Consider the following 15,542-nt stretch of genomic DNA (forward strand, 5'->3'; position numbering starts at 1 on the left):
TGATCACTCCTTTACGAATACATATTCTGCTGGCCCATCTTGTTGGCGATAAAGTTGGTGATCATGACCAGCATAAACCCGATCACCGATTTGAAGAGGTTGACGGCGGTGGCATAGGAATACCGGAACTCGGTGAGCCCCGCCCGGTAGACGTAGGTGTCGAGGATGTCGCTCACCTTGTAGACGCTGGGCGAATAGAGCAGCAGCGTCTCCTCCCAGCCCTCGTTCATGATGACGCCGATGCGCATGATGAACATGATCGTAATCGCAAAGCTGATGCAGGGCAGGGTGATCCTGGTGATCTGCTTGAGCTTTCCGGCGCCGTCGAGCGCGGCCGCCTCGTAGAGCTGCGGGTCGATGCCGGACATCGCGGCGATATACACGATCGAACTCCAGCCGATATTCTTCCACGCGATGGCCCCCAGCAGAATCTGCCGGAACCAGTGCACGTCGGTGACATAGTAGCTCGGGACGCCGCCGAAGTGCGCCACAATGGCGGGAACGATTCCCCCGTTGGTGGAAAAGAGGGTGAACACAAGCCCTGCCAGCACGACGTTGGAGACGAAATAGGGCATGTAGGACACCGTCTGCACAAAGGTCTTGAAAAATTTACTGCGCACCTCGTTGAGGAGCAGCGCCAGCAGGATGGGCAGGGTGAACTCGACGAGCAGGCGCAGGACCGCCAGAATCACCGTGTTGCCGAACACGTTCCAGAAGTAATAGGAATTCAAAAACTCCTGAAAGTGCCGAAACCCCACCCATTCGCCGGTGAACATCGCCGACAGCCCCTCGAAGGGGGCCAGGTCCTTAAAGGCGATCATATACCCCGCGAGCGGGATATACCGGAAAACCAGAAAGTACAGGAGTCCGGGCAGCAGGAACAGGTATAACATCTTGTATTTCCACATCTTTGCGGGCAGCCCCCGCCTTGCGGGGACGCCGCCCTTTTTCCCCGCGGCGGGGCGCGGCAGTACCGCCGGCTGATTTCGCACGCTGATCCCTCCTATAGCCGGGAAGGCGGCGGGGGCCCGCGCCCCCGTCCGTCTCCCGCGGGCCGGCTTTCCGGCCTTCTATTTTACCTGTTCAAAATACATCTCGGTGTAGGCGTCGATCCAGTCCTGCATGCCCGCGTCGTAGAGCTCCTGCACGAACTGGTCGTACTCGTCGATCGGGCGGGTGCCCATGATGAAGTTGATCGTCTCCTCCTCGAGCATCCTCGAGATGTCCGAGGCGCCGGGGACTCTGGCCTTGATGACCGCCGGGTCGTAGACGATGCCCGAATCAAACGGGATCTTGCCGCGCTTGAGGTCGGTGTGCTCGTTGGTCAGATATTCCTGGTGACGGGCCTGCTGGGGGTTGTCGCCCGAGACGGCGGTCTCCATCGGGAGCCCGATCGCAAAGGCGTATTCCGCGTAGTACCCGGTCTTTTCGCCGATCGTCTCGTAGATGTGGGCGTCCTTGTCCTTCCACTTCCAGAACATCCCCTCGGGGCCGTACCAGGTGACCATATGGTTGGCGGGATCGCTGTAGATGAAGTTGAGCATGTCGATGACCGCCTCGGGATGCTCGCACTTTGCGGAGATGAGCGCGCCGGTGGTGGAGGCGGGCATGGCGGTCTCCGCCTTGCCGGACGGTCCCTCGAGTCCGTCGTGCTGGTAGTCGTAATTCGCCTCGGGGAAGGTCTTCTGCAAGTCGTAGAGGGAGAGGGTGATGTTGGAGTACCACACCGCCGCGGAGCCGACCTTGCCCTGCTTGACGATCTCGCGGATCTTATCCTTGCTCAGAGAGGCGAATTCGGGATACATGTAGCCCTTCGTGTACCACTCGTTCATCTTGGCGAGGAAATCCTTGAAGCCGGGCTGCAGCTCGGCGGGTTTGATCTTGTTGTCGGTGGGGTCGAGCCAGTTGCTGTAGCCATACTCGGTGAACGCTCCGAGGAAGGAGTTGTGCAGCCCCTTGGAGGAGTGCTTGCCCGCGATGTCCGCCAGCAGCGGGATGGTGCCCTCGCCGCCCGTGCCGTTCTCCTTGAAGGTGCGCAGGACGTTGTCCAGTTCATCGATCGTCTTGGGCATCTCCAGGTTTTCCTTCTCCAGCCAGTCGGTCCGGATCCAGGTCGGGTTGCCGAGGTTGGGCGTGCTGCGCGGCACGCCGTAGATGTTCCCCTCCTTGTCGGTCATGGCCTTCCACGCCTCTTCCGGCCATGCCTTCACGATGTCCTGTCCCTTGCCGTCAAGGTAGCTGTTGATCGGGACGATGACCTTTTTGCTCGCGTATTCCGACCAGTCCCCCCAGAAGAGGTCGACCTGGTCGCCGCCGGCGAGCAGGAGGTTGAGCTTTTCCGTCTCGTTGCCCGCGGGCGGCACGATCACCTGAACGTCGTAGCCGGTGTTTTCCAGCATCCACTGGTGGATCTGCTCCATGATCGCGGGGTCGGCGCCCGCCTCGGAGCCCGCGCCCGCGATCGAGCCGCTGTTGTTGTAGACGACGATCTTGACGGGGGCCTGGGCGCCTTCTTCCGCCGGGGCGCCGGGAGCGGCGCTGCCCGCATCGGGCGCGGGAGCGGGGCTGTCGCCGCCGCAGCCGGTCAGGCTGCCCGCCAGCATCATCGCGGCGATGGCGGCTGCAAGAATCCTTCTCTTCATTTCTCTTTTCCTCCCATTTCATTGAAGTCGGTTTTCGTGCGGCCGGGTCCCGGCCACACCCCGAGTATAAAAAGGAAGCCGCTGTTTTGAAAGGGCGGCATTTTGACTAATTCCATCAAAAAACCTACAAAGTCAAAAATGAATAGATAAAAATGCTATATTTATCGTTCTCGCCACGAAAATTTTGTCCAATATATGTAAAACCGCCCCGCCGCTTACGCGGCGGGACGGTTTTCCGGCGCCTACCGGCCCTGGTTCATCCTGCGGTAATCGCCGGGGGTCACCCCCGTGGCGTCCTTGAAGACCTTGATGAAATAGTTGATGTTGGAGTAGCCGAGCCGTTCGCAGACCTCCTTGATTTTGAGGTTGCTCCCCGTGAGCAGCTCCTTCGCCTTTTCCACCCGCATCCCGGTCAGATAGTCCATGAACTTGACGCCCGTCTCCTTTTTGAAAATCCGGCTGACGTAGGCGGGGTTGAGGTTGAGCTGCTGCGCGACCGATTCCAGCGTGGTGTTCTGGCTGCAGTCCGCGCGGATGATCGCCAGGACCTGTTCCACACGCGCGTCGCTTTTTTTGGTGGCGAGGGTGCCCAGGCAGTCGGCCGTGGCCGTGAGCACCCCGTCGAACCACTTGAGCGCCGCGCCGATCCCGTCGAGCCGGAGCAGCTCGTCGTAAAGGTTCCGGGTGTCCCCGTACACCCTGCCGGGCGGCACGCCCGCCGCGTTGACGAGCTTGACGACGCTGGTGAGCACGTCCATGTAAAGGCTTTGCACCTGCCGGTATTCGAGCGGGTCGTTCTCCTGCATGAGCTCCTTGAGCAGCTCCCGGAAGGCCCGGCAGGCCTTCTCCCCCTCCCCCGACTGGAGCGCGTCGAGGATCTTGTCGATGCGGTCCTGGCTGTAGCGGAGGACCCCCTTTTCTCCGGCGGGCGCGTCCGCGAAGAGCACGCCGTCCTCATCCGAGAGTTCCCGGCGCAGCAGGGCGCGTTCTGCCTCCAGATAGGCCCGGCGCAGCTCTCCCACCTCGCCGATCTGTCCGCTGAGCACGACGGTGCAGGGGATCTGCGCCGCGCGCGCCAGCTCCCGGCGCATCCCCTCGAGCTTGTCCATCAGCTGCGCGGTATCGCCCTCCGCCGCGTTGAGCAGCGCGACCACCTTTCCGTCCTCCATCTCCGCCAGTTCAAACGGGTAGGGGCGGAGATTGTCCAGCAGGTAGCTGAGCAGCAGGTCCTTTTTGATGCTCAGCGGGCCGAACCGGTCCCCCTCCTCCAGCGCGTCGTAGGAAAAGAGCACGATCCGCAGGCTGCGGTCGTCCAGCCCGATGTTCAGCAGCTTGAACTGCCGCCGCACCTCCTCCTCCGAGTAGTCGTTGCGGCGCAGCAGGGAGATCAAAAAACGCCGCCGGTGCACCGGCAGACTGTTCTGCAGGCGTTCGACAAGGTCCATCTCATTCATCTTGAGTTCCTCAAAGACGCCGGCCAGCCCGTCGAATTCGTTTTTCCAACCCGATTTCCGGGGGCTTTCCCCCACGATCTCCATCAGCCTCTCGATGGGGGAATACAGCCTGCGGGAGGCGACCGCCGCCGCCAGGATCACGCAGGCCGTCACTCCCGCGAGGCTCAGCAGGAACACCATCTGCAGCGCCTCGACCCCCTGGTAGAGCTGCTGGACGTCCGAGACCATGACAAAGTTCCAGCCGAGCTTGTCCGACTCGAGATAGCTCAGCAGGTAGCGTTTCCTGCCCAGCTTTCCCGAATCCCAGTGGTACTGCCCGTCCCTGAACGCGTCGACGCGCTCCCTTTGGATCAGCTGCTGCAGTTCCGGATACCGGTAGTCCTTCAGCAGGAGCTCCCCCTCCCCCGAATAGGCGAAGAGGCTGTCGGTCCCCTTCCGCTCGATCTTCAGCACGATCTGGTCGTAGAACTTGCGCGCGTCGATGTTGACCGCCATGAGGTTCATCTCGTTGTAGTAGGAGCGGAAAACGAGCGTGATCACCTGCTGGTTTCCCTTATAGGGAAAATCGACCGTCCGCGTGTCCATGACCGCCGGGGAGATGAAGGCCTGGTCCGCGTAGCCGAACCACTCCTTGTCGAAGAAATCCGCCATGCCGTACTGCAGGCCCGCCGACGAGTAGACAAGCCCCTTGCCCGAATCGCAGAAGTAGATCGAGTCGATAAAGGCGTTCGTCAGTTCAAAGCTCCGGAGCTGTTCAAGCATCCGCGCCTTTGCCTCGAGGTAGCGGGCGGTCCCCCGGAGGTTTTCCCCGACCTCGAGGGAGGAGATCAGCTCCTCCATGCCCTTGCCGTCGGTAAACGTCTCAAAGGTTTTGAAGGAGGAGTCGAGGATCGTCTGCCTTCCGCTGTCCTCGATCTGGCTGAAGACCACCTCCATCGCGTTGAGGGTCTGGCCCAGATAGTTCTGGCTGAACAGCGCCATCTGCCGGGACATGTTCTGCCGGGCGTTCCCAAAGAGGATCGCCCCGAGCACCAGCGGCGGGATGGTTGCGATCACGAGCAGGCAGCAGGTCAGCCGGACGAAATACCGGCCTCCCGCGCGCGGCAGTTTCATACTCCACACACCCCTTCCGTTTTCCGTTTCACCCGGGCGTACTCTCCCGGACGATCAGGGAGGGCTCGACCACCACCGACCGCCGCCGGGCGGATTCGTCCCCCTCCGTCATGGCACAGATGAGCTCCGCCGCCCGCCGCCCGACCTCGTATGTCCGGAAGTCCACCGTCGTCAGCTTGGGGCGGAAGCTCTCGCAGAGGGGCGTGTTGTCGTATCCGACCACCGCGAGCTCCCGCCCGACCTTCCGGCCCAGCCGGGCGGCGGCGTCGTAGACGACGCAGGCGGCCGCATCGTTGAAGCAGAAAACCCCGTCCGCCCGGCGCTGCAGCAGGCGGGTCACCGCCCTTAACGCGTTCTCGGGTTCGCCGGGCGCGCAGGCGAAGCTCACCAGCGACGGGTCCTGCTCCAGCCCGTTCTCCGCGAGCGCCGCCAGATAGCCCTGGTACCGCTCGGCCGAGGTCTGGTAGATGGGCGGGGAGACATAGGCGATCCGCCGCCGCCCCGTGCGCACGAGGTGGCGCACCGCCAGCTTTCCTCCGAGGAAATTGTCCGACTTGACGACCGGCGCCTGGATGCCGGGGACCTCCCGGTTGCAGAGCACCAGCGGCACCCTCCGTTCGAGGATCCGCATGAGCGGGCGCAGGTCCGTGCCCTCGTAGACCGCGGGGATCAGGATGATGCCGTCCGTCCCGCCCTCCAAAAACCGCTCGAGGCAGGCGGTCTGCCGCCGCACGCTGTTGTCGGTGTTGCTGAGGATCACGTCGATCCCCCGGTCGCCCGCCGCGTCCTGGATCCCGCGGATGATCCCCGGATAGGTGTCGTGCTGAATGTCGGGGATGACCACCGCCCACCTGCGCCCGCCCTCCGCATGGTGCGCGGCGGGCAGCCGTCCCGTCGTATAGGTGCCGCTTTTGTCGCGGGCGTAGAGCAGGCCCTCGCCGATCAGCTCGGAGACCGCGCGCTCGATCGTGGTGCGGTTGACCCCGAAGCGCTCCGCCAGCGCCGCGCGGGAGGGCAGTCTCTGCCCGGGCGGAGAGCCGGCGAGCTCCTCTATGAGCAGTTCCTTGACATGGTCGTACAGCCGTCTCTCCATGATCTGTCCCCCTCAATAACATCTAGACGGTCTAGATTTAAGAAAAGTCTACCATCCTTCCCGCGCGCCTGTCAATCCATCCGCGAACCGGTTTGTGGCATCTCACAATCCCGCGGGGCCGCTTTTGTGGGGAAACGAAAAAAGGAGGCCGCCGGGCGGCCTCCTTTTTTATTCCGCTTTTACGATGTCCTCCCGCCAGCTCGGCGCGACCGCCCTCCCGGGCGGGCAGAGGAGGAACCGCGTTTCGTCCCACGCCCCCGCGAGCAGCGCGTCGAGCAGCCCGGCTCCCCCGGGGACCGCCTCGAACCGCCACCCGTATTCTACGGCCGCCTCCCGCGCGCGGCGGGCGTGCGCCGGGCTCGGGCAGGCGGGCGGATCGATGTAGATGCAGGTGTCATAGGCCGAGATCCACGCGTTCTCCTGCTCGAGCAGCCACGCGGCGTTGTCGGCGCCGTAGCGTTCGGCATACTCCCGCAGCTTCGCGTCGTACCAGGTGCGGGAGGGGGTCTTCGCAAAGTCGAGCCAGCCGGGCGTGTACCAGTAGATGCCGCCCCGGCTGTGGAAGTAGTCGAGGTAGCGCCGCTGGGAGCCGAGCAGGACCCCGATGCAGTCGTCGGTGCGGGGCAGCACAAGGGGCAGCCTCCCGGCGCGCACCCCCGCAAGCCCGCCGCCGCACAGCCCGTAGCAGAGCACAATCGCGTCGAGCCGCCCATCGGGCGGAGCCTGCGCGTCGGCGCGCTCGATCTCCGCGAGGGTTTCCGTAAGGCGGCGGCGCAGCTCATCGGGCGTGTCGTGCAGCCCCTGGGGAAGCCAGTGCGTCTCCACGGCGCTGCGGCTCTTTTCGGAAGCGGCGGTGAGCTCTCGGCGGAACACCTCGCAGGCGACCGCCGCCAGCCGCATCATCCGATGCCACCGTAGGCGACGCCGAGCACCACCACGGCGGCGGCGAGGAAGACGTAGACGTATTTGGCGAGGAAGTCGAAGCCGCGCACGAGCGGTTTTTTCCTGCCGGTGGTCAGCTCCTTTTTGATGGCGGGCAGGCCGAGCACCCAGTAGATCATCACCGCGCCGAGCACCGCGCCGACCGGCACGATATAGATCGTGATCACGTCCATCCAGCTACCGGTGTAGGGCTCGTACTCGATGAAGAGGCCGACCGCGAAGACAACCGCGCCGGTCAGCAGCACGGCCGGGGTGCGTCCGAGCCCAAACTGCCGCTGGACCGCCTCGGAGCAGACCTCCAGCATGTTGATGAGGGAGGTGACCCCGGCAAAGAGCACCGACAGGAAGAAGAGCACCGCGAAAAGCCGCCCGGCGGGCATCTGCGCGAAGACCTTTGGCAGTGTGATGAAGATGAGGGGCGGGCCCGCCTGCGGGTCGAGGCCGAAGGCGAAGACCGCCGGGATGACCGCCATGCCCGCGACGAGCGCGGCGGCGGTGTCGAGCAGGGCGGTGAGCGCCGAGGCATGGGGGATATCCTCCGTTTTGGAGAGGTAGCTCCCGTAGATGATCATCCCCGAGCCGGTGATCGACAGGGAGAAGAACGCCTGTCCCATCGCCATGACCCAGGTGGTGGGATTGAGAAGCGCCTCCCACTGGGGGATGAAGAGGTATTTGTAGCCCTCCGACGCGCCGTCCAAAAAGCCGACGCGCACGGCGATCACGATGAAGAGGAGGAAGAAGGCGGGCATCATGACCTTGTTGACCTTTTCGATCCCCTTGATGATGCCGCTGACGAGGAAGAGCACGGTCAGCAGCACGACCGCCAGATGCCACGGCACGCTGCCGAACCGTCCGGTCGCCTGCGAAAAATAGGCGTCCGACGCGGTGGAGAAGAGCTCTCCGGTGGCCGCGCCCGCCATCGAGCGCAGCACCCAGCCGACGATGACCGCGTAGCCGATGGCGATGCCGAGCGACCCGAGCAGCGGGAACGCGCCGAGCAGCCTGCCGCCCCGTTTGCCGCGCGAACGCATCGCGTAGTCGTAGGAGCCGACCGGGCCGGTCCCGGTGAGCCGTCCGAGCGCGAACTCGCCCGACAGCCCCACAAGGCCGAAGAGCGCCACAAAGAGGAAATAGGGGATCAGAAACGCCGCGCCGCCGTATTTCCCCAACCGGTAGGGGAACATCCAGATGTTCCCCATGCCGATCGCCGAGCCGACCGACGCCAGGATGAACCCCAGACGGGTGCCAAAGGTGCCGTTCGGATTTTTGTTTGGTGCATCCATCTCATACCCTCCGATCATTCTGTTTTTCCCCGGGCGGGACAGAAAAAACCGCGGCAGGGGTCCTGCCGCGGTTTTCGGCTGCGAAATCTTACTTGACGACCTCGCCCCAGACCTCGCCGGAGCAGCCGGCCGCGTTGGCCTCGTCGGTGTCGATGTGCATCGCCGGGCGGAAGCTCGGGCTGACGCGGATGACCACGTCGCCGAAGACGAGCGCGCGGCCGGGGTTGTCGATCTTGACCGAAACGATCTCCTTGTCCTTGACGCCGATCTTCTCGGCGGTCTCGGGATCGAGGTGGACGTGGCGCTTGGCCGCGATCACGCCCTGCTTGAGCTCCACCTCGCCGCACGGGCCCACCAGCTTGCAGGGGGCGCTGTTCTCCACGTCGCCCGACTCGCGGACGGGCGGGGTGACGCCGAGCGTGCGCGCGTCGGTCAGCGCGATCTCCACCTGGGTGGAGGGGCGGCAGGGGCCGATGATCGACATGTTCAGCGTCTTCTTGGGGCCGACCACGTCGACGCGCTCCTCGCAGGCGTACTGTCCCGGCTGGGAGAGCTCTTTCTTATAGTGCAGCTTGGCGCCTTTGCCGAACAGCGTCTCGAGGTCCTCCTCGGTGACGTGCAGATGGCGCGCCGAAGTCTCAACGATAAATCTTTCAGACATTAACGGTTCCTCCATTTTGTGTAATTTTTTTACCGTATTCATTTTACGCCCTGCGGCGTTTTTTTTCAAGTAGCTTTGTTGCTGATTTCCGCTTCAATCTGTGCTATAATAGATACACTTTGCATATTCTGCCGCATGGGAGGGTCCGGAATGTATGAGAACTTCGACGAGCTGCGCGAGGCCGCGCTCGCCTGCCGCAACTGCAAACTCGCCGAGACGCGCCGCAACGTCGTCTTCGGCGCCGGCAACCCCGCCGCCAAGCTGATGTTTATCGGCGAGGGCCCCGGTGAAAACGAGGACCTCCAGGGGGAGCCGTTCGTCGGGCGGGGCGGGCAGCTGCTCGACCGGATGCTTTCCCATGTGGGCCTTTCGCGCGAGCGGGACGTCTACATCGCCAACATGGTCAAATGCCGCCCGCCCAAAAACCGCGACCCCGAGCGCGACGAGCTGGACGCCTGCATGGGCTGGCTGCGCAGCCAGGTGCGCCTCATCCGCCCCAAAATCATCGTCTGCCTCGGGCGGGTCGCCGGCTGCGCGCTCATCGACCCGGGCTTTAAGGTCACCCGCCAGCACGGCGAGTTCTTCGAAAAGAACGGCACCGTCATGATGGGCACCTTCCACCCCGCCGCGCTGCTGCGCAATCCCGCCAACACCCCCGGCGCTCTCGACGACTTCGTCCGCCTGCGCGAGAAGTACGACGAGCTCACTTAGGGAACGAGGGGACGAGGAACGGGGGGACGGGTGGTTTGTTGATTAAGGGAACTTTCGGGTAAGTTCCCCTGAAATCCCTCAAAGCTTTTGGTTCAGGCGGACCGCCGCCCCCTCCCTCCGCCGCGCCCCGTGGCGGAAAGAAAAAGGCGGCCGCCCGGAGGGGCGGCCGCGTCTGTATGCAGTTGCCGGGTGGGGGCCCATGGGGGAGGGTCGCTGACCATCCCCCATGAGGCGCGCCGGACGGGCGTCGACGCGCAGCGTCGAGCAGCCCCGCCCTTCCTGAAATGTACTTTTGGTCGGGAACCAAAAGTACGCGCGCCTCACATGATGGGATCGAGGGGCAAAAGCTTGCTGTGGATCTTGACGAGCTTGGAGGGGTGCTCGGCGCGGAAGCGTTTGACGATGCGGTCGAGCACCATCGAGCCGTTCTCAAAGGTGACGGTCGGCAGCATGAGCACATACTGGGTCGCGGAGAAGCGCGAGACGATGTCCCCCTTGCGCAGGCTGTTGCGGATCGTCTCGAGAAGCTGCTTCATCGTCTTGCCCAGCAGCTTGATCTCGGGCACGCCGTCGTGCATGTCGGTGACGGTGAGCAGGCCGATGAAGATCGACTGCCCGGTGCGCGCCGCGCTGCGCGCCTCGACGCGGTACATATTTTTGAACACCTCATATTCACAGTAATAGGCGCCCTTGACGAGGTTGGACTCGTTGAGATCCTCCTTGATGACCTGCAGGTCGGTCTCCACGCTGTTGACCGTCTTGCTGATCTCGCGGTAGAGGTTGCGCAGCGGCTCGCTCGGGCTGACCCCCAGCTCGCGGTAGAAGAGGTCGGTGACATAGTTGTAGTGGGAAAGGGCCTGCTGCTGCTTGCCCTGATGGATCATCGCGTCGATGAGGGTGATGTGCGCGCGCTCCTCGAACTGGTCGATGATAATCGCTTTCTGGGCGATCGTCTCGATCGACTGGTAATCGCCGCGCTTCTGGAGCAGCTGGCAGGACTCCTGCACGCACTTGAAATAGAGCGCGTGGAAATAGGTGCTCAGCGGCACCACCCACTCCTCGAAGTGAGAGCTGCTCAGGAAATCCCCCTTGTAAAGGTCGAGCGCCTCCAGGTAGATCCGCAGGCGTTCCTCCTCGGTCAGGTTCTTGTTGGACGCCTCGCCGTAGAGCCGTTCAAACTCCTCCGCGTCAACCGTGCAGTTGAGGCCCTCGTTCCACGAATAGCACCCGTGCTCGTAGACGATGACGTTCTTCGCGAAGGGGACGTTGTTGTTGGCAAAGAGGGTGCGGATGCGGTAGACGAGGTTTTTTAAGGCGTTTGCGGGCTGCTCGCTGTCGTTTTCCGACCAGAGCACCCGGATGAGCTCCTCGTTGGAGATCGTCTTGTGCCGGTAGGCGATGAGGTATTCCAGAAGACTCCAAACCTGATGGGTCCGCGCGGAAGAATCGCTGATTGTGACCTCCCCCATCGTGATATTGAAGCCGCCCAGCATCTCAATCTGGATCGGGGAACCGTCGTAGTTCGGTACGCTTTCTGCCATGGATGCTCTCTCCTTATGTCGACATGGAAGGCATCTGCCCATCACGAGGAAATTTCCAGGGACTCCCGGGAATATCCAAGTTTCTCCTGTATTAACTATAACAATTTTCTTCAGAAATTACAATTAAAACTTTTCTTTTGTTCCCCCGTGATGTATAATAAGTATCACAATAACTGGAAATTTGTAATATTTTGAAGAAATGTGACTGATTGCCTGTCATTGCCCGCTCAAAAGCCGTTTTCAAAGCGGGAAGAAAGGAGGCGGGCCGTCGTGCAACCGATCTTTTGCCGGCTCCGGCGGCGCGCCCTGCGGCTCGCGCTGCTGCCGGCGGTTTTCCTCCTGCTGGCCGCCCTGTGCGCCCTGCCGGCGGACGCCGCGGCGCCCGCCGGAACCTATGTGCGCACCCCCGCCGCGCCCGGCACCGTCGTCCACGGCAACGCCAAGGCCGGCTTCGATGCCTCCAACGCCTCGCAGGGCTACATTATGGCCTGGTACGGCGGGTCCGCGGACAAGGTGAAGGTCCAGATCACGGGCGGCGGGAGCACCTATACCTACAACCTCAACACGGCGGGACGCAAGGAGGTGTTCCCGCTCACCATGGGGGACGGGTCCTACACCGTGGCGGTCTACGAACGCGTGACCGGCAACCAGTACGCGCTCGCCTACAGCAAACAGATCTCCGTCAAGCTGGAAAGCGCCTTCCTGCCCTTCCTCTATCCCAACCAGTATGTGAACTTCTCCGCGTCGAGCCGGACGGTGAGCGTCGCCGGCACCCTCGCCGCCGACGCGGCGGATCAGCTCGGGGTCGTCACAAATATTTACAACTATGTCATCAGCCACATCACTTATGACAGTTACAAGGCGGCGAACGTCCAGTCGGGCTATCTGCCGTCGGTCGACAGCACGCTGGCAGCCGGGACCGGCATCTGCTTCGACTACGCGGCGGTGATGGCCGCCATGCTCCGGTCCCAGCAGATCCCCACCCGGCTGGAGGTGGGGTACGTGTCGGGCGGGACCTACCACGCGTGGATCAGCACCTACATCGCCGAGGTGGGCTGGGTGGACGGCATCATCCAGTTCGACGGCAAGAGCTGGAAGCTGATGGACCCCACCTTCGCCTCCAACGGGGGAAGCAGCCCGGAGATTATGCAGTTCATCGGCAACGGGGCCAACTACCAGATGAAATACCGGTATTGACAATATAAGGGGTGACGTCATGGGCAACCAGAAAAACAGGCGGGCCGTCGAAACGCCGCTTTCCCCGCGGGAGCTTTCCGCCTTCTGCGCGCAGCTCGCGATGCTCGTCCGCTCGGGGATCCCCGCGGCGGAGGCCATTTCGATCATGCGGGGAGACGCGGGCGGCGGCCCGGGCGGGGAGCTGCTCGCCGCGATCGGCGAGCGGCTGGAGGACCGCGCCGCGCTTGGCACCGCGCTGGCGGAGGCGGGGGTGTTCCCGCGCTACTTCGTCAGCATGGTGGAGATCGGGGAGAGGTCCGGCCGCCTTGACGAGGTGCTCGACGCGCTGTGCGCCTACTATGAGCGGGAGGAGTCGGTGTCGGAGGGCATCCGCAGCGCCGTCGCCTATCCGCTCGTCATGATCGTCATGATGGCGCTCGTCGTCGGCGTGCTCGTCATCAAGGTCCTGCCCGTGTTCAGCGAGGTCTTCGTGGAGCTGGGCGGCGGGGCGTCGAGCTTTGCCGGACAGGTCATGCGCCTGGGCGCCGCCTCGGGGCGGATCGCCATCGCGCTGACCGCCGTCGTGCTGCTGCTGCTCGCCGCCTACCTTCTCATGCGCGCCTTCCCGGCGGGACGCGCCGCCCTCTCCCGGTGGAGCGCGGTCTTTCCGCTCACCCGCGGGATCTCGGCGCGCGTCGCCTCGGGCCGGTTCGCCTCCGCCATGGCGATGATGCTTTCGAGCGGGCTCGATTCCGACCAGTCGCTCGACATGGCCGTCCGCCTCCTCGACGAGGGGCCGATGCGCCGCAGGGCGGAGCGCTGCCGCGAACTCGTCTCGGGCGGGGCCTCCTTTGCCGACGCGGTCAGCCAGGCGGGCATCTTCCCCGGCGTCTACGCGCGGATGGTGTCGGTCGGCTTTTCGACCGGCTCCGCCGACACGGTGCTGCGCAAGCTCGCCTCCCGCTACGAGGAGGAGGTCGACGCGCGGGTCGCGCGGATGCTCTCTGTGCTCGAGCCCACCCTCGTCGCCATCCTCGCCGTCGTGGTGGGGATCATCCTGCTGTCGGTCATGCTGCCCCTGATGGGCGTCATGTCCTCGATCGGCTGACGGGAGGCGCGTGATGAGACGCTTTGTTTCCAAACGCCGCCGTCCGCTCGCCGGGCTCCTGCTCCCGGCCGCCGCCACCCTGGTAATCATCGCGTTCGCCGCGTGGGGGGCCGACTCCGTCTCGGAGGCGGCGCGGGAGGAACAGCTCGGCGCCGTCCGCCGTTCGGTGACCCGCGCGGCGGTCCACTGCTACGCCATCGAAGGGTCCTATCCCCCCAGCCTCGACTATCTTGAGGAGCACTACGGGCTCACGGTCGACAGGGCCCGCTATTCCATCCACTACCACTGCTTCGCATCCAACCTGATGCCGGAGATCGACGTGATTCCCCTGACGAAATAAACCGGGACTTCACGGGAAGGGAGGCCGCCATGAACATCCGTTTTCAGCCGCGCAGGCATGTGATCGACCTGCTGTTCACCCTCGCGCTCTTCTGTGTCTTCGCCGCCTCCGCCCTGCTTGTCGTGCTCATCGGCGCGGACGTCTACGAGTCCTCCGCCCGCGGCATGGACCGCAATTTCGATCTTCAGACCTCCCTGCACTATGTCGCCGCGAAGGTCCGCCAGTGCGACGCGGCGGGCGCGGTGCACGCGGGGGAGCTGGGCGGCGCGCCCGCGCTCATAATCGAACAGGAGTTCGGCGGCGAGGTCTACCGCACCTATCTCTACGCGTGGGAGGGCAGCCTCTGCGAGCTCTTCACCGGCATGGACGACCCCTCCCCCGTCGACGGGACCCCCATCACGAAGGTGCCCGCCTTTGAGGTGGAGCAGGTGAACCCGCGCCTGCTGCGCGTCTCCTGCCCCGATGCGGACGGGCGGGACGCGCAGCTCTATCTCTCGCTGCGCAGCGGCAAGGAGGGTTCGGCATGAGACAGCCCCGCACCCATTCTGGATCGAGCCTCTTTTTGATGGAGCTGATCCTCGCGATCCTCTTTTTCTCGGTCGCAAGCGCGGTCTGCGTGCAGCTTTTCGCACGGGCGCACACGGCGAGCGAGCAGAGCGCCGCGCTCAACCGCGCGGTGCTGGCCGCCGAATCGGCCGCCGAGTCCTTCAAGGGCGCGGACGACCTCGACGAGGCGGTGCGGCTCATGGGCGTGCGCGCCGGGGATACGCCGGGCGTCCTGACCGCCTGGTACGACCGGGCGTGGAACCCCTGCGCCGAGCGGGACGCCCGCTACCGCCTAGACATCCTGATCCACGGGCCGGAGGGCGGCGGGTCCCTGCCCGGCAGGCCGGGCGGCCTGTGGGAGGCGGAAATCACCGTCGGCAGGACGGCGGACGGCGTTTTCGAAGAGCTTTACCGCCTGAGCGCGCGGCGGTATCAACCCGCCGCGTGACGGCGGAATAGAATGAAAGGAGGGCGGCAAATGAGCGGACGGCGCAAGACGGGAAGCGTCTTCATCGGCGTCTCCTCCCTGTTGGTCATCTTCATCGTGCTCTGCCTGACGACCTTTGCGGCCCTCTCCCTCACGTCGGCCAACGCCGACCTCAAGATGGCGCGCCGCGCGGCGCAGACGGTGTCCGAATATTACGCCGCCGACAGCCGGGCGGTCGAGCTGCTCGTCCAGGCCGACGCGGCCGTGGAGGCGAATCCCGCGCGGCCGCAGGCCGCGGGGGTCTCCTTCGAGCGCCGGGGCCGGGCGCTCGTCGCCTCCTATACCGTCCCCATCTCCGACGCGCAGGAGCTGCGCGTCGAGGTGCGTTACCCCGGCCCCGGGGGGGCGCGCCACGAAATCCTGCGGTGGCAGGCCGCCTCCGCCCGGGAGTGGCAGGGCGACGAGACCATCGAGCTGTGGGACGGCACCCTCTGAACCATTACAC

Annotated in this window: 15 protein-coding genes; 7 read left to right on the forward strand and 8 right to left on the reverse strand. The window is 64.2% G+C overall.

Annotated elements, in window-relative coordinates:
- Positions 1–11: 11 nt before the first annotated feature.
- The 7 genes from C1A13_RS12590 to C1A13_RS12620 form a co-directional block, all read right to left on the reverse strand.
- Positions 12–992: an ABC transporter permease gene (locus tag C1A13_RS12590; RefSeq protein WP_101552537.1), complete on the reverse strand. Its 981-nt coding sequence runs from the start codon at positions 990–992 to the stop codon at positions 12–14.
- 78 nt (positions 993–1,070) lie between these two features.
- Positions 1,071–2,642: an extracellular solute-binding protein gene (locus tag C1A13_RS12595; protein ID WP_101552540.1), complete on the reverse strand. Its 1,572-nt coding sequence runs from the start codon at positions 2,640–2,642 to the stop codon at positions 1,071–1,073.
- 242 nt (positions 2,643–2,884) lie between these two features.
- Positions 2,885–5,209 carry a helix-turn-helix domain-containing protein gene (locus C1A13_RS12600; RefSeq protein ID WP_101552542.1) on the reverse strand — a complete coding sequence of 775 codons (2,325 nt, stop codon included), beginning with the start codon at positions 5,207–5,209 and terminating at the stop codon, positions 2,885–2,887.
- 28 nt (positions 5,210–5,237) lie between these two features.
- Positions 5,238–6,302 carry a GntR family transcriptional regulator gene (locus C1A13_RS12605; protein ID WP_101552544.1) on the reverse strand — a complete coding sequence of 355 codons (1,065 nt, stop codon included), beginning with the start codon at positions 6,300–6,302 and terminating at the stop codon, positions 5,238–5,240.
- A gap of 168 nt (positions 6,303–6,470) precedes the next feature.
- Entirely contained in the window at positions 6,471–7,205 is a 735-nt protein-coding gene (locus tag C1A13_RS12610) for a DUF1638 domain-containing protein (RefSeq protein ID WP_101552546.1), read from the reverse strand.
- Positions 7,202–8,527, reverse strand: a complete 1,326-nt coding sequence (locus tag C1A13_RS12615) for a sodium-dependent transporter (protein ID WP_242970874.1) — start codon at positions 8,525–8,527, stop codon at positions 7,202–7,204. Before C1A13_RS12615 ends, C1A13_RS12610 begins: the two co-directional genes overlap by 4 nt.
- 88 nt (positions 8,528–8,615) lie before the next feature.
- A complete protein-coding gene (locus C1A13_RS12620) occupies positions 8,616–9,188 on the reverse strand; it encodes a PduL/EutD family phosphate acyltransferase (protein ID WP_101552550.1) in 573 nt (190 codons plus the stop codon).
- Positions 9,189–9,338: 150 nt separating this feature from the next.
- Between C1A13_RS12620 and C1A13_RS12625 the strand changes: the two genes are divergently transcribed.
- Positions 9,339–9,899, forward strand: a complete 561-nt coding sequence (locus tag C1A13_RS12625) for a uracil-DNA glycosylase (RefSeq protein WP_101552552.1) — start codon at positions 9,339–9,341, stop codon at positions 9,897–9,899.
- A gap of 320 nt (positions 9,900–10,219) precedes the next feature.
- Here the strand turns inward: C1A13_RS12625 and C1A13_RS12630 are convergent, their stop codons facing one another.
- A complete protein-coding gene (locus C1A13_RS12630; protein WP_158595602.1) occupies positions 10,220–11,440 on the reverse strand; it encodes a BTAD domain-containing putative transcriptional regulator in 1,221 nt (406 codons plus the stop codon).
- A gap of 270 nt (positions 11,441–11,710) precedes the next feature.
- Between C1A13_RS12630 and C1A13_RS12635 the strand changes: the two genes are divergently transcribed.
- Genes C1A13_RS12635 through C1A13_RS12660 form a run of 6 tightly spaced genes read left to right on the forward strand, consistent with a single transcriptional unit; the run spans position 11,711 to position 15,532 of the window.
- The gene (locus tag C1A13_RS12635) at positions 11,711–12,637 is read left to right on the forward strand and encodes a transglutaminase-like domain-containing protein (protein ID WP_242970875.1); all 927 of its coding nucleotides are present in this window, start codon (positions 11,711–11,713) and stop codon (positions 12,635–12,637) included.
- 19 nt (positions 12,638–12,656) lie between these two features.
- On the forward strand, positions 12,657–13,724 hold the full coding sequence (locus tag C1A13_RS12640) for a type II secretion system F family protein (RefSeq protein ID WP_101552556.1): 1,068 nt from the start codon (positions 12,657–12,659) through the stop codon (positions 13,722–13,724).
- Positions 13,725–13,737: 13 nt separating this feature from the next.
- Positions 13,738–14,064, forward strand: coding sequence for a hypothetical protein (locus C1A13_RS12645; protein ID WP_101552557.1), 327 nt, complete (start codon positions 13,738–13,740; stop codon positions 14,062–14,064).
- 29 nt (positions 14,065–14,093) lie between these two features.
- Positions 14,094–14,591 carry a DUF4860 domain-containing protein gene (locus C1A13_RS12650; RefSeq protein ID WP_101552559.1) on the forward strand — a complete coding sequence of 166 codons (498 nt, stop codon included), beginning with the start codon at positions 14,094–14,096 and terminating at the stop codon, positions 14,589–14,591.
- Positions 14,588–15,058, forward strand: a complete 471-nt coding sequence (locus tag C1A13_RS12655) for a hypothetical protein (protein WP_101552562.1) — start codon at positions 14,588–14,590, stop codon at positions 15,056–15,058. The genes C1A13_RS12650 and C1A13_RS12655 overlap by 4 nt, the downstream gene beginning before the upstream one ends.
- 30 nt (positions 15,059–15,088) lie before the next feature.
- Positions 15,089–15,532 (forward strand): hypothetical protein, encoded by a 444-nt coding sequence (locus C1A13_RS12660; RefSeq protein ID WP_101552564.1) that lies wholly within the window; start codon positions 15,089–15,091, stop codon positions 15,530–15,532.
- Positions 15,533–15,542 lie beyond the last annotated feature (10 nt).

The sequence above is a fragment of the Anaerotruncus massiliensis (ex Togo et al. 2026) genome, assembly GCF_900199635.1.
Classification (GTDB): domain Bacteria; phylum Bacillota; class Clostridia; order Oscillospirales; family Ruminococcaceae; genus Anaerotruncus; species Anaerotruncus massiliensis.

What these genes read in the sequence shown, in the direction of transcription:
- C1A13_RS12595 (WP_101552540.1), bottom strand. Translation starts at nt 2,642, where the DNA reads ATGAAGAGAAGGATTCTTGCAGCCGCCATCGCCGCGATGATGCTGGCG.
- C1A13_RS12600 (WP_101552542.1), bottom strand. Translation starts at nt 5,209, where the DNA reads ATGAAACTGCCGCGCGCGGGAGGCCGGTATTTCGTCCGGCTGACCTGC.
- C1A13_RS12605 (WP_101552544.1), bottom strand. Translation starts at nt 6,302, where the DNA reads ATGGAGAGACGGCTGTACGACCATGTCAAGGAACTGCTCATAGAGGAG.
- C1A13_RS12610 (WP_101552546.1), bottom strand. Translation starts at nt 7,205, where the DNA reads ATGATGCGGCTGGCGGCGGTCGCCTGCGAGGTGTTCCGCCGAGAGCTC.
- C1A13_RS12615 (WP_242970874.1), bottom strand. Translation starts at nt 8,527, where the DNA reads ATGGATGCACCAAACAAAAATCCGAACGGCACCTTTGGCACCCGTCTG.
- C1A13_RS12620 (WP_101552550.1), bottom strand. Translation starts at nt 9,188, where the DNA reads ATGTCTGAAAGATTTATCGTTGAGACTTCGGCGCGCCATCTGCACGTC.
- C1A13_RS12625 (WP_101552552.1), top strand. Translation starts at nt 9,339, where the DNA reads ATGTATGAGAACTTCGACGAGCTGCGCGAGGCCGCGCTCGCCTGCCGC.
- C1A13_RS12630 (WP_158595602.1), bottom strand. Translation starts at nt 11,440, where the DNA reads ATGGCAGAAAGCGTACCGAACTACGACGGTTCCCCGATCCAGATTGAG.
- C1A13_RS12640 (WP_101552556.1), top strand. Translation starts at nt 12,657, where the DNA reads ATGGGCAACCAGAAAAACAGGCGGGCCGTCGAAACGCCGCTTTCCCCG.
- C1A13_RS12645 (WP_101552557.1), top strand. Translation starts at nt 13,738, where the DNA reads ATGAGACGCTTTGTTTCCAAACGCCGCCGTCCGCTCGCCGGGCTCCTG.
- C1A13_RS12650 (WP_101552559.1), top strand. Translation starts at nt 14,094, where the DNA reads ATGAACATCCGTTTTCAGCCGCGCAGGCATGTGATCGACCTGCTGTTC.
- C1A13_RS12655 (WP_101552562.1), top strand. Translation starts at nt 14,588, where the DNA reads ATGAGACAGCCCCGCACCCATTCTGGATCGAGCCTCTTTTTGATGGAG.
- C1A13_RS12660 (WP_101552564.1), top strand. Translation starts at nt 15,089, where the DNA reads ATGAGCGGACGGCGCAAGACGGGAAGCGTCTTCATCGGCGTCTCCTCC.